This is a genomic window from Janthinobacterium sp. GW823-FHT01H08 (genome assembly GCF_058797855.1).
Genome location: NZ_CM179504.1, coordinates 3441315 through 3465456 on the forward strand (window position 1 = coordinate 3441315; position 24142 = coordinate 3465456).

At 61.4% G+C, this 24142-nt stretch carries 22 protein-coding genes; 11 read left to right on the forward strand and 11 right to left on the reverse strand.

Features of this window, described 5'->3' with window-relative positions:
* Positions 1–37 precede the first annotated feature (37 nt).
* Entirely contained in the window at positions 38–832 is a 795-nt protein-coding gene (locus AC3RCG_RS15290; protein ID WP_492401389.1) for an SDR family NAD(P)-dependent oxidoreductase, read from the forward strand.
* A gap of 3 nt (positions 833–835) precedes the next feature.
* On the opposite strand, the gene AC3RCG_RS15295 is transcribed toward AC3RCG_RS15290, so the two are convergent.
* From AC3RCG_RS15295 to AC3RCG_RS15305, 3 genes are all read right to left on the reverse strand, one after another.
* A complete protein-coding gene (locus AC3RCG_RS15295) occupies positions 836–2116 on the reverse strand; it encodes an NRAMP family divalent metal transporter (protein ID WP_492401388.1) in 1281 nt (426 codons plus the stop codon).
* Positions 2117–2198: 82 nt separating this feature from the next.
* A complete protein-coding gene (locus AC3RCG_RS15300; protein WP_492401697.1) occupies positions 2199–4226 on the reverse strand; it encodes a c-type cytochrome in 2028 nt (675 codons plus the stop codon).
* Positions 4227–4403: 177 nt separating this feature from the next.
* A complete protein-coding gene (locus tag AC3RCG_RS15305; protein ID WP_492401387.1) occupies positions 4404–5327 on the reverse strand; it encodes a LysR family transcriptional regulator in 924 nt (307 codons plus the stop codon).
* Between the two features lie 101 nt (positions 5328–5428).
* Between AC3RCG_RS15305 and AC3RCG_RS15310 the strand changes: the two genes are divergently transcribed.
* Entirely contained in the window at positions 5429–6889 is a 1461-nt protein-coding gene (locus AC3RCG_RS15310) for an amidase (protein ID WP_492401385.1), read from the forward strand.
* Positions 6890–6980: 91 nt separating this feature from the next.
* Here the strand turns inward: AC3RCG_RS15310 and AC3RCG_RS15315 are convergent, their stop codons facing one another.
* Positions 6981–7409, reverse strand: a complete 429-nt coding sequence (locus AC3RCG_RS15315; protein ID WP_071650152.1) for a DUF2061 domain-containing protein — start codon at positions 7407–7409, stop codon at positions 6981–6983.
* 164 nt (positions 7410–7573) lie between these two features.
* A complete protein-coding gene (locus AC3RCG_RS15320) occupies positions 7574–7975 on the reverse strand; it encodes a nuclear transport factor 2 family protein (protein ID WP_492401384.1) in 402 nt (133 codons plus the stop codon).
* Positions 7976–8067: 92 nt separating this feature from the next.
* Here AC3RCG_RS15320 and AC3RCG_RS15325 point away from each other — a divergent pair, with 92 nt between their 5' ends.
* A complete protein-coding gene (locus AC3RCG_RS15325) occupies positions 8068–8652 on the forward strand; it encodes a TetR family transcriptional regulator (RefSeq protein WP_492401383.1) in 585 nt (194 codons plus the stop codon).
* A 36-nt stretch (positions 8653–8688) separates the two neighbouring features.
* Here the strand turns inward: AC3RCG_RS15325 and AC3RCG_RS15330 are convergent, their stop codons facing one another.
* Positions 8689–10038, reverse strand: coding sequence for a chitinase (locus AC3RCG_RS15330; RefSeq protein ID WP_492401381.1), 1350 nt, complete (start codon positions 10036–10038; stop codon positions 8689–8691).
* Between the two features lie 584 nt (positions 10039–10622).
* Here AC3RCG_RS15330 and AC3RCG_RS15335 point away from each other — a divergent pair.
* Positions 10623–11279 (forward strand): SDR family oxidoreductase, encoded by a 657-nt coding sequence (locus tag AC3RCG_RS15335; protein WP_492401380.1) that lies wholly within the window; start codon positions 10623–10625, stop codon positions 11277–11279.
* A gap of 216 nt (positions 11280–11495) precedes the next feature.
* Here AC3RCG_RS15335 and AC3RCG_RS15340 read toward each other — a convergent pair whose 3' ends face one another.
* The gene (locus tag AC3RCG_RS15340) at positions 11496–12803 is read right to left on the reverse strand and encodes a hypothetical protein (RefSeq protein WP_492401379.1); all 1308 of its coding nucleotides are present in this window, start codon (positions 12801–12803) and stop codon (positions 11496–11498) included.
* 77 nt (positions 12804–12880) lie between these two features.
* Complete coding sequence (locus tag AC3RCG_RS15345) at positions 12881–13474, reverse strand: hypothetical protein (RefSeq protein ID WP_492401378.1); 594 nt, start codon at positions 13472–13474, stop codon at positions 12881–12883.
* Positions 13475–13676: 202 nt separating this feature from the next.
* Between AC3RCG_RS15345 and AC3RCG_RS15350 the strand changes: the two genes are divergently transcribed.
* Positions 13677–15008, forward strand: a complete 1332-nt coding sequence (locus tag AC3RCG_RS15350; protein WP_492401377.1) for a S41 family peptidase — start codon at positions 13677–13679, stop codon at positions 15006–15008.
* Positions 15001–15495: a MarR family winged helix-turn-helix transcriptional regulator gene (locus AC3RCG_RS15355; protein WP_492401376.1), complete on the forward strand. Its 495-nt coding sequence runs from the start codon at positions 15001–15003 to the stop codon at positions 15493–15495. The genes AC3RCG_RS15350 and AC3RCG_RS15355 overlap by 8 nt, the downstream gene beginning before the upstream one ends.
* 19 nt (positions 15496–15514) lie before the next feature.
* On the opposite strand, the gene AC3RCG_RS15360 is transcribed toward AC3RCG_RS15355, so the two are convergent.
* Both AC3RCG_RS15360 and AC3RCG_RS15365 read right to left on the reverse strand, forming a co-directional pair.
* Positions 15515–15928 carry a MerR family transcriptional regulator gene (locus tag AC3RCG_RS15360; RefSeq protein WP_492401375.1) on the reverse strand — a complete coding sequence of 138 codons (414 nt, stop codon included), beginning with the start codon at positions 15926–15928 and terminating at the stop codon, positions 15515–15517.
* Between the two features lie 16 nt (positions 15929–15944).
* Positions 15945–16700 (reverse strand): type 1 glutamine amidotransferase domain-containing protein, encoded by a 756-nt coding sequence (locus AC3RCG_RS15365; RefSeq protein WP_492490364.1) that lies wholly within the window; start codon positions 16698–16700, stop codon positions 15945–15947.
* Positions 16701–16968: 268 nt separating this feature from the next.
* Here AC3RCG_RS15365 and AC3RCG_RS15370 point away from each other — a divergent pair, with 268 nt between their 5' ends.
* Together AC3RCG_RS15370 and AC3RCG_RS15375 are read left to right on the forward strand one after the other, a co-directional pair.
* A complete protein-coding gene (locus tag AC3RCG_RS15370; protein ID WP_492401373.1) occupies positions 16969–18198 on the forward strand; it encodes an NADH:flavin oxidoreductase/NADH oxidase family protein in 1230 nt (409 codons plus the stop codon).
* 43 nt (positions 18199–18241) lie between these two features.
* Positions 18242–19225: an acetoacetate decarboxylase (ADC) gene (locus AC3RCG_RS15375; protein ID WP_492401372.1), complete on the forward strand. Its 984-nt coding sequence runs from the start codon at positions 18242–18244 to the stop codon at positions 19223–19225.
* Between the two features lie 4 nt (positions 19226–19229).
* On the opposite strand, the gene arsH is transcribed toward AC3RCG_RS15375, so the two are convergent.
* On the reverse strand, positions 19230–19964 hold the full coding sequence (gene arsH / locus AC3RCG_RS15380; RefSeq protein WP_492401696.1) for an arsenical resistance protein ArsH: 735 nt from the start codon (positions 19962–19964) through the stop codon (positions 19230–19232).
* A gap of 220 nt (positions 19965–20184) precedes the next feature.
* Between arsH and AC3RCG_RS15385 the strand changes: the two genes are divergently transcribed.
* From AC3RCG_RS15385 to AC3RCG_RS15395, 3 genes are all read left to right on the forward strand, one after another.
* Positions 20185–21222: a zinc-dependent alcohol dehydrogenase gene (locus tag AC3RCG_RS15385; protein WP_492401371.1), complete on the forward strand. Its 1038-nt coding sequence runs from the start codon at positions 20185–20187 to the stop codon at positions 21220–21222.
* A gap of 100 nt (positions 21223–21322) precedes the next feature.
* A complete protein-coding gene (locus AC3RCG_RS15390) occupies positions 21323–22027 on the forward strand; it encodes a hypothetical protein (RefSeq protein WP_492401370.1) in 705 nt (234 codons plus the stop codon).
* A gap of 160 nt (positions 22028–22187) precedes the next feature.
* Entirely contained in the window at positions 22188–24137 is a 1950-nt protein-coding gene (locus tag AC3RCG_RS15395) for an FTR1 family protein (RefSeq protein WP_492401368.1), read from the forward strand.
* Positions 24138–24142: the final 5 nt, after the last annotated feature.

The following is a 24142-nucleotide window of genomic DNA, read 5'->3' on the forward strand; positions in this document are numbered from 1 at the left end:
TTTACAGTAGAAACACTTTCAACTACACACCGCTGCCATGACCGCCTTCAACTACACCAACCAGACCGTGCTGATCACGGGCGCCTCGTCCGGCATCGGCCGCGTCTTTGCGGAAACCCTGGCCGCGCGCGGCGCGCATTTGCTGCTGCTGGCCCGCTCCGGCGCCGTGCTCGAAACGCTGGCCGCCGACCTTGCCAAGCGCCACGGCATCCGCGCGCACGCGCTGGTGGCGGACCTGAGCCTGCCTGGCGCCGCCGCACAAGCCCATGCGCAGGTCTGCGCGCTGGGCATGCCGCCCGACGTGCTGATCAATAACGCGGGTTTCGCCACGCATGGCCGCTTCGAAAGCATCGATCTTGCACGGCAAGTCGGCGAAGTGACCGTCAATTGCACGTCCCTGATGGAAATGACGCACTGCGCCTTGCCGCACATGCTGGCGCAAGGACGGGGCGCCATCATCAACGTGGCGTCCACGGCGGCCCTGCAGCCCGATCCCTACATGGCGGTCTACGGCGCCAGCAAGGCTTTCGTGCTGTCGTTCTCGGAAGCGCTGTGGGCGGAAAACCGCAGCCGCGGCGTGCGCGTGCTGGGCTTGTGCCCGGGCGCCACGGAAACGGCTTTCTTTGACGTCGTGGCCGCGCCCGAAGCGGCCGTGGGCAAGCGCATGGATCCTCAAACGGTCGTCGACGAAGCGCTGCGCGCGCTGGACCGGGGCCGCAGCAGCCACGTGGCGGGCCGCCCGAACCGGCTGCTGGCCTGGCTGCCGCGCTTGCTGCCGCGCCAGACCGTGCTGGGCATCGTGGAAGGCATGCTCAAGCCGAAGGCGGCCTAGGCATCAGAACGCCATGGTGGCGAACATGGCCAGCACGGCCGTCGCCATGACGATGGTCGACAGCCAGCCCAGCGCCCGCAGGCGGCGCGAAATGGTCAAGGTGCCCATGATGGCGGGGCGCGAGGCCATCACCATCATCAGGGCCATGATGGGCACGGAAATGACACCGTTGATGACGGCGCTCCAGTACAGGGCCTTGATGGGGTCGAGTGGCGAAAAGCACAGGGCGGCGCCGATCACGGTGGCCATGACGATGATGCCGTAAAACTTCTTGGCGGCCCGGGGCGCCAGTTCCAGGCTGTTTTTCCAGTGAAAGGCGCCGGCCATGGCGTAGGCGGCCGAGCCGGCCAGCACGGGAATGGCCAGCAAGCCCGTGCCGATGATGCCCAGGCTGAACAGGGCGAAGGCGAAGTCGCCCGCGATGGGGCGCAGGGCAGAAGCGGCCTGGGCGGACGTATCGATGTGCGTGATGCCTTGCGCGCCCAGGGTCACGGCCGTCGTCAGCATGATGAAGAAGGCCACCAGGTTGGAAAAGCCCATGCCGATGGCCGTGTCCATCTTGATGCGCTGGAATTGCCGTGGCGCCTGTTCCGGCGCGCGGCGCAAGGCTTGCGCGCTGGCATCGGCCTGCAAGTCTTCCACTTCCTGCGAGGCTTGCCAAAAGAATAAATAGGGGCTGATCGTCGTGCCGAACACGGCCACGATCATGGTCACCGAGGCGGCCGACCAGGCGAACTGTGGCCAGACCGTGCGCAGCGCCACTTCGCCCCACGGAATATGCACGGTCAGCACGGTGGCCACATAGGCCAGCAAACCCAGGGTCAGCCATTTCAGGATGCGCACGTACTGTTGATATGGAATAAAGACTTGCAGCAGCAGCGACAGCAGGCCGAAGCCCACGGCGTACAAATGGGTGGGGCCGCCGATGATCAGGGTCAGGGCATCGCCCATGGCGGCCACGTCGGCGGCGATATTGATGACATTGGCCAGCAGCAGCAAGCTGACGATGGCGTACAGCAAGGATTTCGGATAGTGGCGGCGGATGTTCGTTGCCAGCCCATGCCCGCTGACCCGCCCGATCTTGGCGCTGATGACCTGGATACCGAGCATCAGGGGGAACGTCAGGCAGACGGTCCACAGCATGCCGAAACCGAACTGCGCGCCCGCCTGCGAATACGTGGCGATGCCGCTGGGGTCGTCATCGGCCGCGCCCGTGATCAGGCCGGGGCCCAGCTTGCCCAGCCAGGTGTCGGATGGGTCGGCCCGGCCGCTGTCGGTCTGCATGCGTCGCTCCTGCGTGATGGAGCGAGCAGCGTATCACAGGCGGGCGGCGTGCAGAAGGGGCGCCGCCCGGGAAACTCGCGTCTCAGTAGCGCGCATCCTTGGGCTTGCCGCCCTTGGGCCAATCCTTGACCTTGTCGGGGAAGTCCGGACGGGGCATGTGCGTAAAGTATTCGGCCACGTCGACGGCGTCCTGGTCGGACAGGTTGCCTTGTCCCAGCGGGAATTTCTGGCCATGGCCCATCACCATATTGGCCTTGACGAAGCCGGCCGCCGTGTAGGTGCGGGCCATGCCGGCGCCAATGTTGAAGGAACGCTCGCCCCACAGCGGCGGGAAGGCGACGACGCCATTGGCGCCACGGATGCCTTCGCCATTCGCGCCATGGCAGACGGCGCATTGCTCGGCATACACTTTTTTGCCATGCACGGGATCGGGCAGCAGAGCCCGGTCAATCTTCGCCACGCCGCGTCCCGCCACCTTGTCGCCCGCTTGCGTGGCGCCCTTCATCCAGTCGATGTAGGCGACCATCGCCTGCAGGTCGGGGCCGTCCACGGGCAGCGGCTTGCCGTGCATGGAGCGGCGGAAGCAGCCGTTGATGCGCTCTCCCAGGCTGATGACCTTGCCGGCACGCGGCGCTTCCGACGGGAAGAAGGCGGAAATGCCGAGGAAGGGCGAACCGTTGGCCACGGTGCCGCCATTCAGGTGGCAGCTGCTGCAATTGAGGTCGTTGCCCACGTTTTGCGGCAGGCGGGCCCGCGTTTCCGTCATCAGCTGCATGCCGTGGATCAATTGATTGGCGTTCGGGTCGGCCGTCAGGGCGGCGAAGCGGGGCGTGACGAAGCCGCCCGCGTCCGGCGCCTTGAGCTTGAGATCCTTGCGCACTGTGGCGATCTGTGCGGGCGTCACCGGTGCGCCCTGGTTGCCCCACTTGCCGCGCACGAAGGTGAGGATTTCCGCCAGTTCCGTGTCCGACAGGCGGTCATACGCGGGCATGCCGAACGAGCGGGGCGAGTGCTGCGTGACGGCCGACTGCCAGCCCGTCAGCGCGATATGGATGACGGTGGTGGCGTCCTTCGACTGCACCGAGTCGTTCTGCGCCAGCGGCGGGAAGATGTTGTCCACGCCACGGCCGTCGCGGCGGTGGCAGGTGGCGCAAAACTGCAGGTAGCCCAGGCCGCCCCGCGTGTTGTACAGCGCATCGTTGCTGGCCGCCACGACGGGCGCCGTTTTCTTCGGCGGCGCGGCCGCCCCGTCCTTGGCCGGCAAGCCGTGCAGGTAGTGCGCCAGCGCGTCGAGGTCGGCATCCGTGAAGTATTGCGTGCTGTGCGTGATGACTTCCGTCATGCTGCCGGCCGCCGTGCCGAAGCTGTTGCGGCCCGTTTTCAGCAATTGCACGATGTCGCCCGGCGTCCACAGATTGCGCAGGTTCACCGCATGCCAGCCGTCGAAGGTAAAACCGGACAGGTAATGCTTGCCGCTGCCGCCATCCTGGCCCATGGTTTTTTCCTGGAAAGCCACGCCGCGCGGCGTGTGGCAGGAGCCGCAATGGCCCAACCCTTGGGCCAGGTAGCTGCCCCGGTTCCACTGGGCCGACTTGGCGCTGTCGGGCTTGAACGGTGCGTCGTCGAGGAAGACGGCGTTCCACAGCGACAAGCCCCAGCGCATGCTGAACGGCCATTTCATGTCCGTTTCGCGGTTTTGCTGCGCCACGGGCGCCACGCCCCGCTGCAGATAGGCGTACAGCGCCTGCATGTCGTCGGGCGTGATCTTCGCGTAGGAAGGGTAGGGCATGGCCGGGTACAGATTGTGGCCGTCCGCCGCCACGCCCTTGCGCATGGCGCGGTCGAACTGGGCAAACGTGTACGTGCCCAGGCCCGTCTTCGCGTCGGGCGTGATATTCGTGCTGTAGATGGTGCCGAACGGCGTTTTGAGCTCCAGGCCGCCGGCCATGGCGGCGCCGTTCGGGCTCGTGTGGCAGGCCACGCAGTCGCCCAGGCGGGCGACATATTCGCCGCGCTTGATCAGCTCGGCCGAGGCCGCGGGCATCCGGGCGGGCGCGGCGGCGGGTGCCGCCCAGGCGTTGGCGCAGAAGCCCAGCATGCCCAGGAGCATTGCCGCCAGCCAGGCAGCGATCGAAAAGGAAAATACGGGAGGGCGGCGCGAACCGCGGTGCAGGATGGAAATGGCGTTCATGGTGACCCTTTATTATTACGCGCAAGCTTACGCAGTCGTCACCACGGCGAACATTGGGAATTTCTTTCGAGCAACTAGGTAATCTTCCCTAGTGTTTTATAGCGGGAAATCGTGTAGCGGCGTCTGCAAGCTGGCCAGGATGCGTTCGCGCAGCCAGCGGTGCGCCGGGTCCAGGTGCATGCGTTCGTGCCAGACCATGGCCATCTCGTAATCGGGCAGGGTCACGGGCGGTTCCCATGTGCGCAGCGCGCCCAGCGCATTCTTCAGCAGGCGCGACGGCAGCAGGGCCACCATGTCGGACGCTGTCAGCAAGGGCGGCACGATCAGGAAATGCGGCACGGACAGCACCACCTTGCGCGTGCGCCCCAGCTTTTCCAGGGCCATATCGACGTTGCTGCGGAAACCGCCGCCGTTGGGCGAGACGACGATGAATTCCAGCGCGCAGAACTGGTCGAGGTTGGGCGGCGATTGCAGCAGCGGGTGGTCGTGGCGGCCCGCCAGCACGTAGTGCTCGGTAAACAAGGTGCGGTGGCGCAAGCCGGGCGGCGCTTCTTCCTGCGCCAGGAAACCCAGGTCGACCTGGCCCGTTTCCAGGTCCTGCGCCATGCGCGCCGGCACGGCTTCGAACACGGCCATGCGCGACAACGGCGCCTGCGCGCGCAGGGCGGGCAGCATGGGCAGCAGGATCGCATATTCAGCGGCGTCGGCCGCCGCCAGGTTCCAGCGCACCTGGGCCGTGGCCGGATCGAAGGCCGCTTCGGGCTGCAAGACTTGCTCCAGCTGGGCCAGCACGGCTTGCAAGGGAGCCAGCAGGGACAGCGCCCGCGCCGTGGGCAGCATGCCGCGCGGACCGGGCAAGAGCAGCGGATCGTCGAAGGCCGCGCGCAACTTGCCCAGCTGCACGCTGACGGACGGCTGGCTCAGGTGCAGCCGCGCCGCCGCCCGCGTCACGTTGCGCTCGATCAATAGGGCGTTGAGGGTCAGCAGCAGATTCAGGTCCAGCTTGCGTAAATTGTCCATGACTATACCTTGTATATCAACTATTCATTTCCGCTATGATAGCGCAAGCCCTACAGTTGTTCCTGTGACTTCTATTCTTCACCTTTTACAGGAACTAACTGATGCAACTCCATGAATATACAAGCTTTGATGGGTTGGGATTGGCCCAGCTGCTGCGCGAGGGCAGCGCATCGGCCGCCGAATTGCAGGACGCAGCCCAGCGCGCCTGCGCCGCCGTCAATCCGCAGATCAATGCCGTGGTCGAGCTGTGGCCGGCCGATGTATCGCAGGTGGACGGCACCGCGCCATTCGCCGGCGTGCCATTCCTGATCAAGGATGTGGCCGTCACCATGGCGGGCCAGCGCAGCGAAGCGGGCAGCCGCCTGGGCGCCGGCCATGTCGCGTCCGCCGATTCCCATCTGATGACGCAGTTCCGCGCCGTGGGCCTGGCGACGTTCGGCCGCACCAGCACGCCGGAAATGGCGTTTGCCACCACCACGGAACCCGTTCTATATGGCGCCACGCGCAACCCGTGGAACGTCCACCTGAGCGCGGGCGGCTCCAGCGGCGGCGCGGCGGCGGCCGTGGCGGCAGGCATCGTGCCGCTGGCGCATGCGACGGACGCGGCCGGGTCCATCCGCGTGCCGGCCGCCTCGACGGGCCTGTTCGGCTTCAAGCCCAGCCGGGGACGGGTGTCGAATGGCCCCGCCATGGACGAAATCTTCTGCGGCCTGGGCGTGCAGCTGGGCGTGAGCCGCAGCGTGCGCGACAGCGCCGCCTTGCTCGACTGCGTGCAGGGCGTGCTGCCGGGCGAGCCGTATGTGACGAATCCTCCCGGCCACAGCTGGCTGTCGCAGGTGAGCGTGGCGCCGGGCAAGCTGCGCATCGCCGTGCAGCGGACCGCCAGCAATGGCGCCCGGCCCGTGCCTGCCATCGATGCCGCGCTGCAAGACACCGTGCGCCTGCTGGAAAGCCTGGGCCACCACGTGGAAGAAGTGTCGCCCGCGCTGGGCGTGTCGTGGCAAGCCTTCGTGCAAGCCAATGCCGGCATCTGGTGCGCCAACCTGGTGCCGTGGATAGCCGGCCTGGCGCACGAGAGCGGGCGGACCGTGTCGCTCGATACGCTGGAACCGGCGACCCTGGCCTGCTACCGCTACGGGCAGACGGTGTCGGCCGTCGATTTCGTGGCCGCCCTCGACGTGCGCAACACCGTCACGCGTCAGGCCGGCGCCTTGTTTGAGCAGTACGACGTGCTGCTCACGCCTACCATGCCGGATATGCCGTGGCAACTGGGGCGCTATGGAGAAAAGGAGGAACAGCTCGATGGGCTGGGCTGGACGGCGCGTCTGTTCGAGCATTCGCCGTACACGCCGCTGGCCAACGTGGCGGGCTTGCCGGCCATGTCCGTGCCGCTGGGCATGTCCAATGATGGCTTGCCAATCGGCATGCAGTTCATGGCCGGGTATGGAAACGATGGAACCTTGCTGCGCCTGGCGGGCCAGCTGGAGCGGGCGGCGCCATGGCTTCCAAGGCGGCCGCCTGTGTGGGCGGGCAAGGTGCAGGCACGCCTTGCGGACGGCTGAAACCGGCCACCATAGCGGCTTGGCCAGCGACAAGAAGCCGGGGTCGGACCCGCCGGGTCCCACCCCGGTCCTTGTTCTTGGGTGAAAGGTATCAGGTGGGCATCGTAGTCAGCTGCGCCGCGCCCCGGCCTTCCATACGGAAACGAAATCGTTCCCACAGCCGGTCGTGGAAGGGCAGCACGATCACGTTGCAGATGGGCTCGACCACGGCCAGCAAGCCGCCGAAGGCCATGGAACCCGTGGCCCAGTACATGACGCTGAAAGCGACGCCCATGTGCATGGCCGTCTGGCTCAGCTTTTCACCGGCCAGGGCGGCAAAGCCCAGGCGGCTGGCCGCATAGCGGCGGCGGATCGCGTGCCAGGCTTTTTCATGCCACGGCAGCAGGCCCACATTGATGATCGGTTCGATGATTGCGGCCAGGCCACCGAGTGCCAGCGAGCCCGTCAGCAAATAGGCAAGGCCGAAGGCGATCGACATGTGCGTGCACACCTGGCTGAATGTTTTGATGGCTGTGAACAAGGGACGCTCCTTTCTGTTGAATTCGCTTATCCTTGATTTGGATAGTAACGATTCTCATTTACAAAAGGAAGTGAAATATTTCAACCGGATCGATAGATTTCATCTATTGATTTGGAAATATCAATTACCCATGCTGCGGGAGTATCCCGCTGCAGGCATCGCCGTCAGCGTATAGCCGTCGCCTGCGACCAGACGGCTTGCCAGCGCCCATCGCGCCACTCATAGCTATCCATATGCCAGTAGCGGGCGCGCGGTACGGCGTGGCCGCCAAAGACGATTTCCAGTTGCGCCGAGTAACGCAGGATGGCAGCCGTGCCGTACAGGCGCACGCTGATCGCTTCCGGTTCCCAGCTCAGATAGCGCATGTGGCCGGAGGCGATGGCGCCCAGGTAGTGTTCCCGTGACAGCATGCTGCCGATGGGCGTGATCAGCTGGAAGTCATCGGCATGCAGGGCGCGCGCCGCCTGCGTATCGGCGGCCACGAGGGCGCGCAAGCGGCTGCGTTCCGTATGGCGCAGCAGGTCCATCTGCTGTTCTTCAGTCGGTGCGGCATTGAAATCGTGCATGGCAGTCCTGTTCGGGTAGGTAATTGACATTTTGACGGTTTTTGTCCAAAAGTCATGTTGACACTATATGCTCAAAGTGTCAACATGACTGGATGACGATCTATACCCTGAAAAGCCAGCTCATCCTCGATGCGGCCCTGGCCGTGTTTTGCCGCTACGGCTACCGCAAGACGTCCATGCTCGACATCGCGCAGGCGGCCGGCATATCACGCGCGGCGCTGTATTTGCACTTCAAGAACAAGGAAGACGTGTTCCGCGCCGGCTCCGAACGGGCCCATGCCACCGTCATGGCGCAGGTAACAGCGGCACTGGCCATAGCCGGCCCCGTCTTTGTGCGCATCGAAACGGCCTTGCTGGCATTCCAGCAAGGCTTGATGGCGGAAATTTCCGCCAGCGCCCACGGACAGGAATTGTTCGACGCCAACATGACCCTGGCCGCCGACATCACCTTGACGGCGCGGGCAACCTTGGTGGCGGCGCTGGCCGGCGCGCTGGAACAGGCCGAAGCGGCGGGCGACATCGCGCTGCGCCGGGTGGACGCGACTGCCGCGCAAGTGGCCGCCTTGCTGGTGGCCACCATGGATGGCATCAAGCACACGCAGGGGGGAGGGGAGGCGTTTCGCCACGGCATTGCGCTGCAGATGCGCGTGCTGGGCGCGGCGCTGCTGCGCATGTGAGCGGCAAAGCCCGCATGCGCAGTCGGGCAATGCCGCTTACGGCAAGGTTTTCAGGACATTCTTCGTCGGCACGGAGAAGTTATAGCCGTCGTGGCGGTCCCAGTTGATTGACCACGTCATCACGCCGCGGAAGTCCGGATACGCCTGCAGAGGCTTGATGGTGCCGCAGTTGAGCAGGCGCGTCAGGCAATTCAGGGCGTTGCTGACGTCGGCATTCGTCGTGAAACCGGAACCGGCCGAGCTGCGGCCCGATGGCACGCCGAAGCCCACCTGGTCCGGGCGCAAGCCGGCGAAGGTATTGCCGCCATAGTTAAAACCCTCGATCAGCATGCGCGCCGTAGCCACCAGCTGGTCGGCCGAGCCCGCCTTGATGGCACCCGTGGCGTACGGCGTGTAGATGTCGCCGTTGTTGTAGTACTGCGGGTGCAGCACCGTCAGCTCGCTGCGCAAGGCATTGATGATGGGAATGTAGGCGCCCCAGATGCTGCCGTAGCTCGTGTAGCCCCCTTCCACGTACACCCATTCCGGCGCCATCGACAAATAAAAGCTGCTGCCGACCTTGGCTTTCAGATTTTTCACGGCGATCGGCAGATAGGTCTGGATGGCCGCGCCCTGCGCCACGCCGTTTTCCAGGTCCAGGTCGATGCCATCGAAACCATATTTGGTGATGATGGCGTACAGGCTGTTGGTGAAATTCGTCGCTTCGGCCGTGTTGCCGACGGAAACGGAACCGTTTTGCCCGCCCAGCGACAGGATGACTTTCTTGCCTTTCGCCCGCTTGGCGGCCACGTCGGCGATGAACTGCGCTTCCGTGCCCGCGCCCGGATCGATGGTCAGGCTGACATTGCCGCCGCCCGCGTTGTCGCCGAACGAGACGACGATCACGTCCCAGTCGTCGCTGACCTGGCTGATCGGATACGTGGCGCCGCTGGGGTTGGTGAAGTTGTGCCAGTAGCCAATCAGCGCGTGCTTCGCCAGGCCGGTAGGCGTAGGTGTAGGTGTAGGTGTCGGCGTTGGAGTCGGGGTGGGTGTTGGTGTAGGCGTAGGCGTCGGTGTCGGGGTGGGTGTAGGCGTAGGCGTCGGGGTAGGAGTCGGTGTCGGCGTACCGCAGTCTCCCACCACCGTCCAGGGCTGGCCGCTGCCGGCGCCGCCGCTGCTGGTCGACGGGTTATTGCCTTGCGTCCACCAGTTGGCCGTGTAGTTGACGTTGTTATAACTGGCCTTGCCGCCGCCGTTGTAGGCGGTGCCGCTGTTCCATGGCGTGTAGCAGGCGACCGCTTCGGTGGCGCCGGCCAGCAGCTGGCTCGCGCCTGCGCTGGAGCCGTCGCTGCCGCCGCCGCAAGCGGCCAACGTCCCGCCGAAGAGGGTGAGGATGAGGGTATTCATGACTGTCCGGTTCATTGCGTCTCCTTGTGTATTTTTTTCATGGCCGATCCGGTTTATCACCGTCCGATTTTTGAGAGTGCAAGCATTGCAGGTGGTAGTCAACTGGTTTTATTCTTTGCGCAAGATCACAATACCAGTTGCGGACTTTCCCCTTCGGATGGGCGATGCGGGCCATACCAGTGCCGGTTTTCCGGTGCGCTGGTATGGTGTACGCAAGAGCGCCGGGAGCAGGGCGGGGAAGGGAGGATGACTCTCTCAGCGGCTGCGGTATTGTTTCTTGGCGCAAATCGGCATGCGGCACGCGGCACATCCAGCAGCGACAGAAAGCGGCAGCAATGCACTAAAAGAAGCACCGGGCGTGGATGCGAGCGGGTCATGCGGGTTTCCTGATTGCTTATCCAATGTTGAGACTTCTCATTCAACATAGTCGGCAAGCACCTGATTTCATTGAAATTACAAGGCCAGCAATCTACCGCTGGACAAGGCGATGGGCAGGCACTCATGGAGCGTTTTTGTCTTTTTTTCAAGCGCGCCGTGTTCCTTTCGTCGAAGAAAGCCTGTAACTTCCTGCATGGCAGCGTGCCATGACGAAAGCGATAACGATGAAAAAGATATTGATGCTGGGTGCAGGCGGACAGGTAGCCCAGTGGGTCATCCGCGCCTTCGCGGGCCGTAAAGACTTCGCCTTGACGCTGTTGCTGCGCAATCCCGGCAAGCTGCCAACGCCAGTCCCGGCCAACGGCAGCGTGCTGGCCGGTGACGTGCTGGACCAGGCTTTGCTGCGGCAAACGATGCCCGGTCACGACGTGGTCTACGCCAATCTGGTGGGCGACGACATGGAACAGCAGGCCAACAGCATCATTGCCGCCATGCGGGCCTCGGGCGTCGAACGCCTGATTTTCGTCCTGTCGATGGGCATCTACGATGAAGTTCCCGGCAAATTCGGCGAGTGGAACAACGCCATGCTGGCCGAAGACCTGAAACCATTCCGCCGCGCCGCCGACGCCATCGAAGCATCGGGCCTGGCATACACCATCGTGCGCCCAGCCTGGATGACGAACGAAGACGAAGTCGACTACGAACTGACGACACGCCACGCGCCATTCAAAGGCACCGTGGTCTCGCGCCGGAGCGTGGCAGACCTGATCGCCAGCATCATCGAAACGCCAGACTTGCACCGGTACGCCAACCTCGGCGTGAACAAACCGAACACGGACGGGGACAAGCCGTATTTCATGTAGCTGGTGCGCCGCCGGCGACAGCGGCGCGCAAAGGGCCAAAATCGCATTTGCGATTGTATAAGTTGCAAAATGTGGGATTTGACAAATTCATCCATAACTTCGCATAATTTATATTATGTAAAATATAAAGTGGAGGTGGACGATACTTTTTAGTATCAAAATACATCGTTCACATAACGCTGCTTGATGCCCAAGGTTGTTGGGCTGCCCACAGAACTAGTCCTCTATCTCATTGTGCTCGGTAATATCAAAAATTGACCAGTCGGGGATCGATCTACGCAAAATTATGATCCTGATCACTTGCACACAAAGAACGATCACTTCTTTCATTAATGCAGTGGTGGTTATCCTTTTGCCGCAAACAGATATCATTTCGGAGGGGTTGGCCTGCCCCGTATGAACAAGTTTGCTGCGGACCTCGTAGGACCTCTTTATCAAAGCGGCATTTCTTTTTCGAACATCAACTGTTCCACCGATCAACCGAACTGACCTCACGGTAATTTTATGCATCATTTCATTGTTAGCTTTGTCACCGAGCAGTGCCTCAAACGCCGTCGCAACCTCAACCGCGCAGTCACCAACGCTATGACGGCGTTGAGCTTGATTGAGCCGTTGGAGCGCTACCCGGACAGGAGCGCGCATAGGCTCAGAAAGCGACAGATATGCTTGAACTATTTTTTGCGCATCGTGCTCATTTAAAATACTGAAATCTCCTAAAGAACTAGGCAAAATCTCATGCATGTGTCCACCCCGTCCACCACCTAAACTAGCCCGTTCTAAATCTGGATCATCAAAGGTAAACCAATATGCCGAGGACATTGATATCCTTGGCCCAACAATCGTTAGTACAGTGATTATCTCATTGAACAATTCGTGATTTTTAAAATAATCATCATTTTCTGAAGCATCTGATTGTTTAGGATCACAAATATAGGGATCAATTAATTTTTCAAGAACCAGTGCAGATTGCGGCGGGATAAAATCTAGCATACTTGTAACTGTACTGGTATTGAAATTTCTCATTATAAATTGTTTTTGCCGACTATCTGGAATGTCCTCAATCGGTACAATTTTCACTTCCGCTGTAAGTTGAATTTGTCTATCAACAGGCACTCCCCAAATGGCACATATGAATTTTCCAGTTGCAGCTTTAGTTCCAAGTACCTTCAATGCCCATTCTATGGCTGCCTCAGCTGAGTTATATTCTAGCGCTAGCTTTAGAAGCGACGTTCCAATGCTATATGGATAAAAACCAGTAGCTCCATTTCCTGTACGAACCATTCTAGTTTCCTCACCTGGGAAACGATGATCTCGAGTGATAATTTCATTTAGTTTTTTTCCCAGCTCATCCATCTTTAAAATAGCAGAATATCTAACATTGTCATCTCGGCATTCTAGAGAGGAAGGCAAATTAAATTCTCGCCCAGAGAAACTTAAACCTTGACTATCTTTGCATAAGTCCGTCAATTCCTGCAGTAAAGTATTTATTTTTTTATTCAATATCAGTGTCATTGATTCAGACATTTTTTAAGCCCTAATGAATTTTCGCATTTGACAAAACAAAAATAATTTCCCGCGCTGACTGCACCCGGATAACAGAATTATGTATCAAAATCACCGCGTCTGGCACGTCCGCAAATCCCGTGACAACGAATTTCATCTTTGAAGCACCGCTTGCAGACCTTTAAACGCAGGCAATATCGTGCTTGCTGAACTGCCCATTTTGGAACCCCAAGCATATACATGAAGTCACCGAGCATTCTAGTGCGGTTGACTGCCCGCCAGTTTGTTCGCCTGGAGTTACGAATAATCCAGTACTGATTGCGAAACTCATCCTCAATTTGCTCAAGTATCCGCAGTGAATCAGCCTCAAAATTTGCCATATCACTTCCCTCCTCCCCGTCTATCAAGGTGGAGTAACTTTCAGAACGGACAATCGCCCAGCGCTTGGGCAATCCGGGTGCAGTCGCCAGGTACACGACGCCGAGATTGTTGTTGCACCAGGTCTGCAGGCCGTCCATGCAATGACCTGATAGCGCCTGGAATGCGACTTGCGCAGCGCGCAGCATGTTTGTACAAGACGGCACCCGCCATACATCCACTTCAGGCACCACGATGCCCCTGGAGCGGAAGTAGCGTTTCTGGTCGAGCGCCCTGCACTGCGTTTCCTTGTCGCAATACTTTGTCGCGCTCATTGAAGAACAGGCTCTTGGCGCTTTGCATTTTCATGTGGCCGTCAAGTTCGCAGCGCAGCATGTTTTCTCTGTAGGTGACTGTGGAGTGTGGCCATGCGATCAGTACCGGCTGGAAACCGCCCGCCCGATGTTGCTCAATTTTTTATACAACATATTGCGCAATATATTGTATTCTTGAGTCTCATCGGGGAGAAACATCAGAATGCGCTATCACTCATGTCTGCTTCAAGCGCTGTCGGCGCTGTCCGTCATTTGCGCATCGGGCGCTTTTGCCGAGGTGCCGGGCATCTCGCGAGACGAAAAAGGCGCGATCATCGCCTCCCTCGACAGCACCTTGAATACGAACTATGCGTTTCCGGACATCGCGCGAAAAATTGCGCCCGTGCTTCAGGAGCGTCTGAAAAAGGGAGATTATGACTCGGCGGCGACGAAGGCAGAGTTTGCGGGCAAGCTGACCGACGATCTCATCAAAGTCAGCGGCGACCTGCATTTCCTCGTGGGTGCCGACTCCCAATGGATCGCGGAATTCAAGGCGAAGGCCAACCCGGCGCTCAAGCCCAAGATACGAAAAGAAGAATTGAGCAGGTTGGAAGAGACCAATTTCGGTTTCGACGAGGTCGCTCGCCTGAAGGGCAATATCGGTTATATACGGTTCAGCTATTTTGCCGATCCCGAGCTTGCCTATGATACGGCCGCGTCCGTTATGCGCTTCGTCGGCAATACGGATGCCGTCATCATCGATTTGCGATATAACAATGGCGGACATCTGGAAATGGCGCAATTCCTGGCCAGCTATTTCTTCTCCAGCGAGAAAGACCAGCTGCTCTTCGACTATTATTACAATGAGGATGGCAAGCGTATCCAGCGAGGGCAATGGGTGCTGCCGGGCCTGCCGGGCAAGCGCATGGTGGACAAGCCCGTCTATATCCTGACCGGCTCCACGTCGTTTTCCTCCGCAGAATGGTTTTCCTATGCGATGAAAAAGCTCGGGCGGGCGACGCTGATCGGGGAGCGGACCGCCGGCGGTGCGCATCCGGTTGCGCGCAAGCCGCTCAACGACGATTTTTTCGTGCAAGTGCCAATCGGCCAGATCCAGGACCCCGTGGACCATGGCGATTTCGAAGGTGTTGGCGTGCAACCCGATATCCCTAGCCCCTCTATTCGCGCCCTTCCTCTGGCGCACAAGCTGGCGCTTGAACATCTGTCCAAGACCGATGACGCCAGGCGAACCGAACTTGCCTGGCTGCTCCCGAGCCTGACGGCAGCGATCGAGCGCCCGCACGTCGATGCCGCGGTGTTGGCGAAAGCCGCCGGAAAATACGAAGGCCGCCAGATCATCCTGGACAATGGCACGCTTTACTATCTCTGGCGCGAACGGTTCCGGGTCGCGCTTGAGCCGATCGGTCCCAACCTGTTTGCGGTGGAAGGCGTGTCGGATTTTCGATACCGCCTGACTACCTTGCGCGGAAAAGTGACGGAGCTGGAACGCGTGAACAAGGATGGCAGCATCCAGAGGTACAAGCGCCTTGACTAAAAAAACCCATCAACCGGCCCCGATCGATGACGCCGTGTTTCTCGGCCGCGCTGTCGAACGGCTGAGCGTCCTGATCGCCGAGCAATCCAAGACTGTCTTCGATACGATGGGGATCGTCATCCCGGTTCGTTCGTGTTCGCTGATGACTGTCCTGGCAACGCTCGGCACGGCCTCCGTCGCGGATCTGGCGCGTGAACTCGGACATTCGCACCAGCTGGTCATGCAAAAGATACCAAAGCTGCTCCGCCTGGGCCTCGTACGGTATCGGAACGATGACAATGATGCCCGCCGACGGCTATTGGTGCCCACGGAGGAAGGCATGTCGCAGCTCGCGAAATTCGAGCAGTGCACGGTGCTGATCCGGGCAGCCTATGCCGGCCTGTTTGCCGAGGTGGGAGACGTCAGGCAATTCGTGGACCGGGCCGCCGATGCGCTCAACGAGAGGCCGCTGGACAAGCGCATCCATTCCCCGGCGCGTTTGACCTGACGCACAAGCAGTTTTGTCTTCAGTTTTTGCTGACTATCCCCATGCTTTCCATGATCCTGGCCGTATTATCCTTGCAGTCGATATCCTCGGGTTTGGCCTCGATCAGCTGAATCAGCGACAAAAGGTGGGCCTTGTTCTGCGCCAGCCGCACCTCCAGCGACTCGATATCGGCGATCTTCTTCTTGAGCGCCACCATCAGCTCATCATGTTTCCATGATGAAATATCCTCCGGCAAGACTTGCCTGATTTCGTCCAGGGAAAAGCCCGCCTGCTGGGCGTCGGTGATGATGGACAGTACCGCCACCGCTTCCAGCGGATAGTCGCGGTAGCCGTTCGATTGCCGGTCCACGGTTTTCAGCAAGCCCTTGGCTTCATAGAAGCGTATCGTGGACGCCGCCAGGCCGCTGCGCTTGGCCAGTTCACCGATTTTCATCGTTTTTCCTGCTCCCTTATTGTGGTGTGTTATTCCGCAGGGCCGTGAGCAGCGCTTGCGCCACTTCCTTGCTCGATCCGGGGTTCTGGCCCGTGACGAGCCGGCCATCGGTCATGACGAAGCTGCCGAACGGGATGAAGCCTTTATCATATAGCGCTCCCCTGCCCTCGAGCTCGCTTTGCAGCAGATAGGGTACCTGATCCTTGATGCCGGCCAGCGATTCCTCCGTATTCGAAAAGCCCGTCACACGGCGCCCTTGTATCAGCGGCTTGCCGTTTTCGTCCTGCAGGTCGAGCAGGCCGGCGGCGCCGTGGCAGACGGAAGAAACGATACCGCCGTTGCGGTAGATCGCCTCGGCAATGCGCTTAAGGTCCTGGTTGCCCTTGAAATCCCACATCGTGCCATGGCCGCCCGTGTAGAAAATAGCCCGGTAGCCAGCAGGGTCGATGTCGGCCGCCGCTCGTGTCGACGCCAGCGCCGCCATGAAAGCGCGATCTTTCAAGTGGTTTTTTGCGGCGGCATCCATATACAGCCATCCCAGGCTGCGCTCATCGAGCGGCACGGCGCCACCGTTCGGGCTGACGAAGTCGACGCCAAAGCCGGCTTCCTTCAGCGCGTCATACACATGCGTCAGCTCCGTGAGCCAGAGCCCGGTATGGTCGTTTCTGCTCGGATACTGGGAATGATTGGTCATGACCACGAGTACCGTACCTGGTTCCCGTTTTGGCGCCGCCGGTTCCGCAGCAACGATCTGCATGAACAGCATGGGCATGAACGCGAGGAAAAGCTGCTTGAAAACTGACATGGGGTCGTCCTCCTGATGGTTGAGTGGCCTGCGCCATGTGATCCACTATAAGCTTAAAGCCAACTTGAATGTCAAGCGGTAGATGGGCGGTGACAGGAGTTTGTTGTCTCAGGCTGCTGCGTTTCTTCCAGCCCGTGTTGCGAACGGGACACAGGCAAAAAAAGTGCGTTTTAGAGCTTGACCTTCAAGTTAGCTTAAAGCTTATCGTGAGGTCATCGCAACCCTGGAGATAAGCATGAAGCCTTTTACCCCACTGACGCTGCCCAATGGAAGCGTCATTCCGAACCGCCTCGCCAAAGCCGCCATGGAAGAGAACATGGCTGACGGCGATCACGCGCCCTCACAGGAGCTGATCCGCCTGTACCAGTCGTGGGCCGACGGCGGCGTTGGCCTGATGATCACAGGAAACGTGATGATCGACCGCCGCGCCATGACGGGACCGGGCGGCGTGGTACTCGATTCTGCGCAATTTGGCGTGCGCTTCGAGCAATGGTCGCGCACTGCCCGTTCACGCGGGGCGCAGATCTGGATGCAGATTAACCATCCCGGACGCCAGATGCCGGCCGCCATGGGACAGGAAACCATCGCGCCATCGGCCGTGGCCATGGATATGGGCAACTTCTCCAAGCAGTTTTCCGCGCCGCGTGCAATGACGGAAGCCGACATTGCCGACGTGAAGCAGCGCTTTGTCAACAGCGCCAAGCTGGCGGAACAGTTCGGCTTTACGGGCGTGCAAATCCATGCGGCGCACGGCTACCTGCTCAGCCAGTTCCTCTCCCCTATTACAAATAAACGCACGGACCGCTGGGGCGGCTCGCTCGAGAACCGGGCGCGGCTGCTGGTGGACGTCGTCAACGGGGTGCGGCAAGCCGTCGGCAAAGGCTTTGCCGTCGCCGTCAAACTCAACTCGGCGGATTTCCAGAAAGGCGGCTTCAGCTCGGAGGACGCCAGGCAGGTGGTTTCCATGCTCAACAGCCTGGGCGTGGATCTGATCGAATTGTCCGGCGGCAGTTACGAAGCCCCTGCCATGCATGGCCAGACCCGCGACGGCCGCACCTTGGCCCGCGAAGCGTATTTCCTGGAGTTTGCCAAGGACATCGCCACCGTGGCCACGATGCCCATCATGGTGACGGGCGGCATACGCCGCTACCCGGTGGTCGAGCAGGTGCTGGGCAGCGGCATTGCCATGGCCGGCATGGGAACGGCGCTGGCCATCAACCCGCACTTGCCGAAAGCATGGCGTGCCGATCAATCGGCCAGCCCCTTGCTCAGGGCCATTACCTGGAAAAACAAGGTGCTGTCGTCGATCGGCTACATGGCGATGGTCAAGTATCAGCTGCGGCGCCTGAGCCAGGGCAAGCCAACGCGGCCCAATGTGACGCCGGCCCTGGCGCTGGCGATGCAGCAATGGGAAACCGCCATCAGGAACCGGCAGTATCGCCGCCGCATGAATAGCGGCGTGTGAATTGAATTTTTTAAATCCAACATAAAAGGTGCAAGCAATGAACATGAAAATTGCCGCGGCGGTATCCGCATTGGTATTGAGTATTGCCGCAGCCCCGTCGCGGGCTGACAGTCCTGTTGACAACAAGCAGGTCATCATCAATATCGCCGGCCATGACGTGCCGGTGGCGGCCGGCGGCCTGTACGACCGCTATCGCTCGAATCCGCCCTTGTCGGTGATCGCGGCGGAAGCGCCAGACGTGGACTTGAGCTGGTTCAAGGGAATCAAAAAAGAAAAGGTCGCCATCGGCTTTGACTCGTATTCACCGAATTTCTATTATAAAAACAATAAAATCACGGCCGTCTTTACGGCCGACCTGGCAAGGCTGAAGGAACTGATGCCGGAAGACATACTGAAGCAGGTGCAGCCATTGCAAGTGTGGCCGGGCCGGGGCGCGGTGGCGTTGACGGCCTACGCCTATGAATACTGCGACAACGACAGCTACAATGAAATTTCCCTGGCGATCGTGACGAACAAGCCCGGCACGTCCAGTTTCGGCCCTTTCACCTTGCTGGAGCAATCGCTGTCTAAGGATTTCTGGGGCTATGTGCTCAAGCTGCCCGTGAACACGGAACTGGCCAGGGTGCGCGGTGTCGTAGGCTACAACCTGCCCAAGTGGCTGACCGGCATCGAGCGCAAGGAAACGGACGCCGCCGTCTCCTTTGAAGTCATGGATAGCGCAACGGGCAAGCTCGATTTTGTCTTCGCGGGGAAAAAGCTGGACGGCCTGTCGCACCAGGCCGAGCTGGTGACGAACAGCTTCACCAACCAGGATGGCCCCGGCCAGCTCACTTATGGCTATGCCGTTTCGCGCCAGCTCAGCCATGCAACGAGCACGAGCGCCGATGCGGTCGGCCTGACACTGGGCGACGGCAGCTTCTCCAGCTATCTCAAGTCATTGAAGCTGGGGAAGATGATGAAATATGAATATGTGCCGGAATTTCAAAATGCGCTGTATGCGCCGAAACCCTTATTAATAGACAATTAATAAGCTACTTGCCCGGCGTCTCGTGTTCCATGGCCGCCGCGGCAAGGGCGCGCGCATCGAGCGGCATGGATTCCTTGCGCTCGCTGTAGCGGCTGGTCAGGTAATCGGAGCGGTCGCGCACGACCAGGGTGAATTTATACAATTCTTCCATGACGTCGACCAGGCGGTCGTAGTACGGCGACGGTTTCATGCGGTCGTTGTCGTCGAACTCCTGGTAGGCCTTGGCGACGGACGACTGGTTCGGGATCGTCACCATGCGCATCCAGCGGCCCAGCACGCGCAAGCCGTTGACGGCATTGAACGATTGCGAGCCGCCCGACACCTGCATCACCGCCAGGGTGCGCCCCTGCGTGGGACGCACGCTGCCCATTTCCAGCGGCAGCCAGTCGATCTGCGACTTGAACACGCCCGTCACGGCGCCATGGCGTTCCGGGCTGCACCAGACCTGGCCCTCCGACCACATCGACAAGGCGCGCAATTCCTGCACCTTCGGATGGTCGGGGCCGACGCTGTCGACCATGGGCAAGCCATGCGGGTCGAAGACGCGTGTCTCGGCGCCGAAATGCTGGAGCAGCCGCTCCGCCTCCAGGGTCAGCAAGCGGCTGAATGAACGTTCACGCAGCGAACCGTACAGCAGCAGGATGCGGGGCGGATGTGTGGCCACCGCCGGCGGCGCCAGTTTATCAAGGGTCGGCGTGTCGAGGTGGGCTGCGCTGATGTTGGGCAAGTCATGCATGATGGTTTCCTTATTCAATAATTCCATGATAGTCGAATTATGGAATTAATGTAAACCTGTTTTGTTCCTGAAGCACCTGCCCTCCCTCCCGGCATATGTTGATGTAGATCAATCAATTTTTGAATCGTGTGCAGCAGAATATGATCATGCGCAAGCCGCTATTCAAGCGACGATGGTTCGGCCTGCACCCTGCACTACACGTACCCACTTCATAAGGAATACCATGATCCCCACTACCATGAAAGCCGCCGTTGTCGAGCAACTGGGCCAGCCGCTGGTGCTGCGCGACGTACCCGTGCCTGTGCCCGGTCCCGGCCAGATCCTCGTCAGGACGGAAGCATGCGGCGTCTGCCACACGGACTTGCATGCGGCGCGCGGCGACTGGCCCGTCAAGCCGACGCCGCCATTCATTCCCGGCCACGAAGGCATCGGTGTGGTGGTGGAGTTGGGCACGGGCGTGACCGAGGTGCGGCTGGGCGACCGGGTCGGCGTGCCCTGGCTCTATTCCGCTTGCGGCCATTGCGAACATTGCCTGGCAGCCTGGGAAACCGTGTGCGCCGAGGCGCAGTTCGGCGGTTACACGAAGAACGGCGGCTTTGCCGAATACATCCTGGCCGACCCGCGCTACGTCGCGCATATTCCGGCCGGTCTTTCTGCCGTGCAGGCCGCGCCCATCATCTGCGCGGGCGTAACGAGCTACAAGGGCATCAAGGAAACGGGCGCGCGGCCGGGCCAGTGGCTGGCCGTGTCCGGCATCGGCGGACTGGGCCACCTGGCCATCGAATATGCGGTGGCGATGGGCTTGCGCGTGGCGGCCGTCGACATCGATGAAGGCAAGCTCGAGCACGCCCGCGCCCTCGGCGCCGAAGTGACGATCAATGCGCGCCAAGGCGACCCCGTGGCAGCCTTGCGCGAAGCGACGGGCGGCGGCGCCCACGGCGTACTCATCACGGCGCCGTCGATCGATGCCTTCCAGCAAGGCGTGGCGATGACGCGCAAGCGCGGCACCTGCGTGCTGGTCGGCTTGCCGCCGGGCGACTTCCCTACGCCGCTGTTCGACGTCGTCGCCAATTGCGTGACGATACGCGGCTCTTTCGTGGGCACGCGCCAGGACATGGCCGAGGCGCTGGCGTTTGCCGCCACAGGCAAGGTCACGGCCGGCATCGAATTGCAGCCGCTGTCGGCCATCAATGACATCTTCAGCCGGCTGGAACATGGCAAGGTCGCCTCGCGCGTGGTGCTCGATTTCAGCGGCAGCTGAGCGCGACGCCGCCGCGCGGCCGCTGTGTCCTATGGTGCGACGGCAAGCAATTGCCGTTGTTATGATGGCATTTCATAAAAGACACAACAAGGACACCGCGATGAAAAAAACCCTCTCCGGCCTGCTGGCCTGCGCCGCCCTCGGCTGGCCGCTTGCCGCCGGCGCGGCCGAGCAGGCTCCATCCGCGCTGCCCGGGCACTATTACCTGCAGGGCGTGATGGAAACGGGTTCCGCGCTGCTGCTGAAAAAGGACGGCACCTTCGAATGGGTGCTCAGCTACGGCAATACCGACCAGCAAGCCAGCGGCGAATGGCGCGTTGCCGGCGACACGGTGACCCTGGTGACGGGAAACGGCGGCAAGGAGCCGCAGTTCCGCGTGTTCGAGGAAGCGGAAATGCGCATCCAGAAGCCTGCCGAAGCGGGCCTGTGGGTGGCCATCGTCGGCTTCCCCAAAGTGGGGCCGATGGCCGGCGTGGAGGTAAAATTCGAGGCGCAAAGCGGCAAGACGGCCACGGCGGTGAGCGTGGCGAACGGCGACGCCATCGTCCGCATGCCGGCGTCGGAACGCTGGGTGCGCGCCGGCTTGCGCCGCCAGGGTTCAACAGCCGACTATCAATGGCTGGCCGTGCCGGCGGCGCGCGCGCAGGAACGCATCGCCGCGTTCGCCGTCACCGACGCCCAGTGGCTGCGGGGCCAGGCATTCCAGAAGCTGGCCTTGCGCGTCGTCGACGGCGGCCTGAAAGTCGACGATGCGGACAATGGCCTGTCCAGGGGCTTGTACGCCAAACCGGCATCGAAGCAGTAGCCCTCAATCTACCTCATTCCATTGCGAAAACGCCTTGCACCTGGCCAGCAATATCGGCCAGGGCAGCGCTGTTTTGCGCCCACGCACGCCCGTGCGCCGTTGACACCCTGCGCCGTCTGTCCTATAGTCGCCGGGTTAACGACAAATGAGAATGAGAATCATGTTCACTTCTATCAAGAGATGGCTGGTCTGCTATCCGCTCGTGGCTGCCAGCCTCAGCCTGTTACTTGCCGGAGGCGCGCAGGCGCAGGCGGCCGATCCTGGCGCCGGCGCCAAGCAATTGTGGCAATTGATTGACTACGTTGCCGTCGATTACAGCGGCGCCGTCGAGCACGGCAAGGTGGTCAGCGAGGCGGAATACGCGGAAATGCTCGACTTTACCGATAATGCGACGACGCAGATCGCCGCCCTGCCCGCCCACGCATCGCAGGCGGCCATCGCTGCCGCTATCGCCGACCTGCGCAAAGCCGTCGTGGCCAAGGCCGATGGCGTGGAAGTCAAGCGCCTGGCGCACCACGCGAACGGCTTGCTGATTGCCGCCTACCCGATCCCCGTGGCGCCGAAAGTGCTGCCGAACCTGGCGCGCGGCGCGGCCCTGTATGCGGCCCAGTGCGCTTCTTGCCACGGCGTGGCCGGCGGCGGCGATGGTCCGCTGGCGGCCAGCCTGGAACCGAAACCGATCGCCTTCACGGATGGCGAGCGGGCGCAGTCGCGCAGCCTGATGGCCCTGTACCAGGTCATTTCGCAAGGCGTGGCGGGCACCTCGATGGCCAGTTTCGGCCAGCTGTCCGAAAACGAGCGCTGGGACCTGGCTTTCTATATCGGCGGCATGTCGCACGATGCGGCGGCAAGCGCGCGCGGCGAAAAACTGTGGCAGGACGATCCGCGCAGCAAAAAACTGTACGCGGACCTGGCCGCCGTGACGACCGTGACGCAGGAAGCGGCGGCCGCCAAGCTGGGCGCGGACGAAGCGCAAGCCTTGACGGCATACTTGCGCAGCCATCCGGACAAGGCCGAGGCGCACAAGCCTGCCGGCCTGGCCCTGTCGCGTATGCGCCTGGCCGAAAGCCTTGCCGCCATGCACGCGGGCGACCGCGCAGGCGCCACGCGCCTGGGCCTGTCCGCCTACCTGGACGGTTTCGAGCCAATCGAGCCGATGGTCGGCGCGCGCAACAAATCCCTGCTGCTGGCCGTGGAAAACGCCATGCTGGCCTACCGCTCCGCCGTTGCCAAGGGCACGGTGGCCGACGCCGAGGCGGCCGGTGAAAAGCTGCAGCAACTGTTTACCCACGTGGAAGCGGAACTGGGCGACGCCAAGGCCGACCCGATGACAACCTTTATCGGCGCCCTGACGATCCTGCTGCGCGAAGGCGTGGAAGCGCTGCTGATCGTCATCGGCATCATCGCCTTCCTGCGCAAGGCCAAGCGCAACGACGTGCTGCCCTACGTGCATGCGGGCTGGGCCAGCGCGCTGGTGGCGGGCGGCCTGACGTGGGTGGCGGCGACGTATCTGGTGACCATCAGCGGCGCCAGCCGTGAAGTGAGCGAGGGTCTCGGTTCCGTCTTCGCGGCCCTGGTCCTGCTCAGCGTGGGCCTGTGGATGCACCAGAAGAGCAGCGCCGGGCGCTGGCAGGAATATTTGCACGAGAAACTCACGGCGGCGATGACGCGGCGCTCGGCCTGGGGCCTGTTCGCCTTGGCCTTCATCGCCGTCTACCGCGAAGTGTTTGAAACCGTGCTGTTCTATTCCGCCCTGGCGGCGGACGGCAACGGCGGCGCCCTGCTGGGCGGCTTCCTGGTGGCCATCGTGCTGCTGGTCGTCATCGCCTGGGCCTTGCTGCGCACCAGCGCCCGCATGCCGATTGGCAAGTTCTTCTCGTGGACGTCCGCCTTCGTGGCCGTGCTGGCCGTGATTTTGATGGGCAAAGGCGTGGCCGCGCTGCAGGAAGCGGGCTGGGTCGGCGTCACCCCCGTCGACTTCATGCGCATCGACCTGCTGGGCATCCTGCCGACGGCGGAAACCCTGCTGGCGCAGGCGGCCATCGTGGCCATCATCATCGCCGGCTACGGCTGGAACCGCGTCTCCGCAGGCAAGCGCAAGCTGGCTTGACCATG

Bases quoted from the DNA above. Each gene is read 5' to 3' on its own strand.
- AC3RCG_RS15365 (WP_492490364.1), bottom strand. From the start codon at position 16,700: ATGCCCATGCTGTTCATGCAGATCGTTGCTGCGGAACCGGCGGCGCCA.
- AC3RCG_RS15305 (WP_492401387.1), bottom strand. From the start codon at position 5,327: ATGGACAATTTACGCAAGCTGGACCTGAATCTGCTGCTGACCCTCAAC.
- AC3RCG_RS15345 (WP_492401378.1), bottom strand. From the start codon at position 13,474: ATGAGCGCGACAAAGTATTGCGACAAGGAAACGCAGTGCAGGGCGCTC.
- AC3RCG_RS15340 (WP_492401379.1), bottom strand. From the start codon at position 12,803: ATGTCTGAATCAATGACACTGATATTGAATAAAAAAATAAATACTTTA.
- AC3RCG_RS15300 (WP_492401697.1), bottom strand. From the start codon at position 4,226: ATGCTCCTGGGCATGCTGGGCTTCTGCGCCAACGCCTGGGCGGCACCC.
- AC3RCG_RS15325 (WP_492401383.1), top strand. From the start codon at position 8,068: ATGACGATCTATACCCTGAAAAGCCAGCTCATCCTCGATGCGGCCCTG.
- AC3RCG_RS15375 (WP_492401372.1), top strand. From the start codon at position 18,242: ATGAAAATTGCCGCGGCGGTATCCGCATTGGTATTGAGTATTGCCGCA.
- AC3RCG_RS15395 (WP_492401368.1), top strand. From the start codon at position 22,188: ATGTTCACTTCTATCAAGAGATGGCTGGTCTGCTATCCGCTCGTGGCT.
- AC3RCG_RS15310 (WP_492401385.1), top strand. From the start codon at position 5,429: ATGCAACTCCATGAATATACAAGCTTTGATGGGTTGGGATTGGCCCAG.
- AC3RCG_RS15330 (WP_492401381.1), bottom strand. From the start codon at position 10,038: ATGAATACCCTCATCCTCACCCTCTTCGGCGGGACGTTGGCCGCTTGC.
- AC3RCG_RS15360 (WP_492401375.1), bottom strand. From the start codon at position 15,928: ATGAAAATCGGTGAACTGGCCAAGCGCAGCGGCCTGGCGGCGTCCACG.
- AC3RCG_RS15335 (WP_492401380.1), top strand. From the start codon at position 10,623: ATGACGAAAGCGATAACGATGAAAAAGATATTGATGCTGGGTGCAGGC.
- AC3RCG_RS15295 (WP_492401388.1), bottom strand. From the start codon at position 2,116: ATGCAGACCGACAGCGGCCGGGCCGACCCATCCGACACCTGGCTGGGC.
- AC3RCG_RS15350 (WP_492401377.1), top strand. From the start codon at position 13,677: ATGCGCTATCACTCATGTCTGCTTCAAGCGCTGTCGGCGCTGTCCGTC.
- AC3RCG_RS15385 (WP_492401371.1), top strand. From the start codon at position 20,185: ATGATCCCCACTACCATGAAAGCCGCCGTTGTCGAGCAACTGGGCCAG.
- AC3RCG_RS15320 (WP_492401384.1), bottom strand. From the start codon at position 7,975: ATGCACGATTTCAATGCCGCACCGACTGAAGAACAGCAGATGGACCTG.
- AC3RCG_RS15290 (WP_492401389.1), top strand. From the start codon at position 38: ATGACCGCCTTCAACTACACCAACCAGACCGTGCTGATCACGGGCGCC.
- AC3RCG_RS15390 (WP_492401370.1), top strand. From the start codon at position 21,323: ATGAAAAAAACCCTCTCCGGCCTGCTGGCCTGCGCCGCCCTCGGCTGG.
- AC3RCG_RS15370 (WP_492401373.1), top strand. From the start codon at position 16,969: ATGAAGCCTTTTACCCCACTGACGCTGCCCAATGGAAGCGTCATTCCG.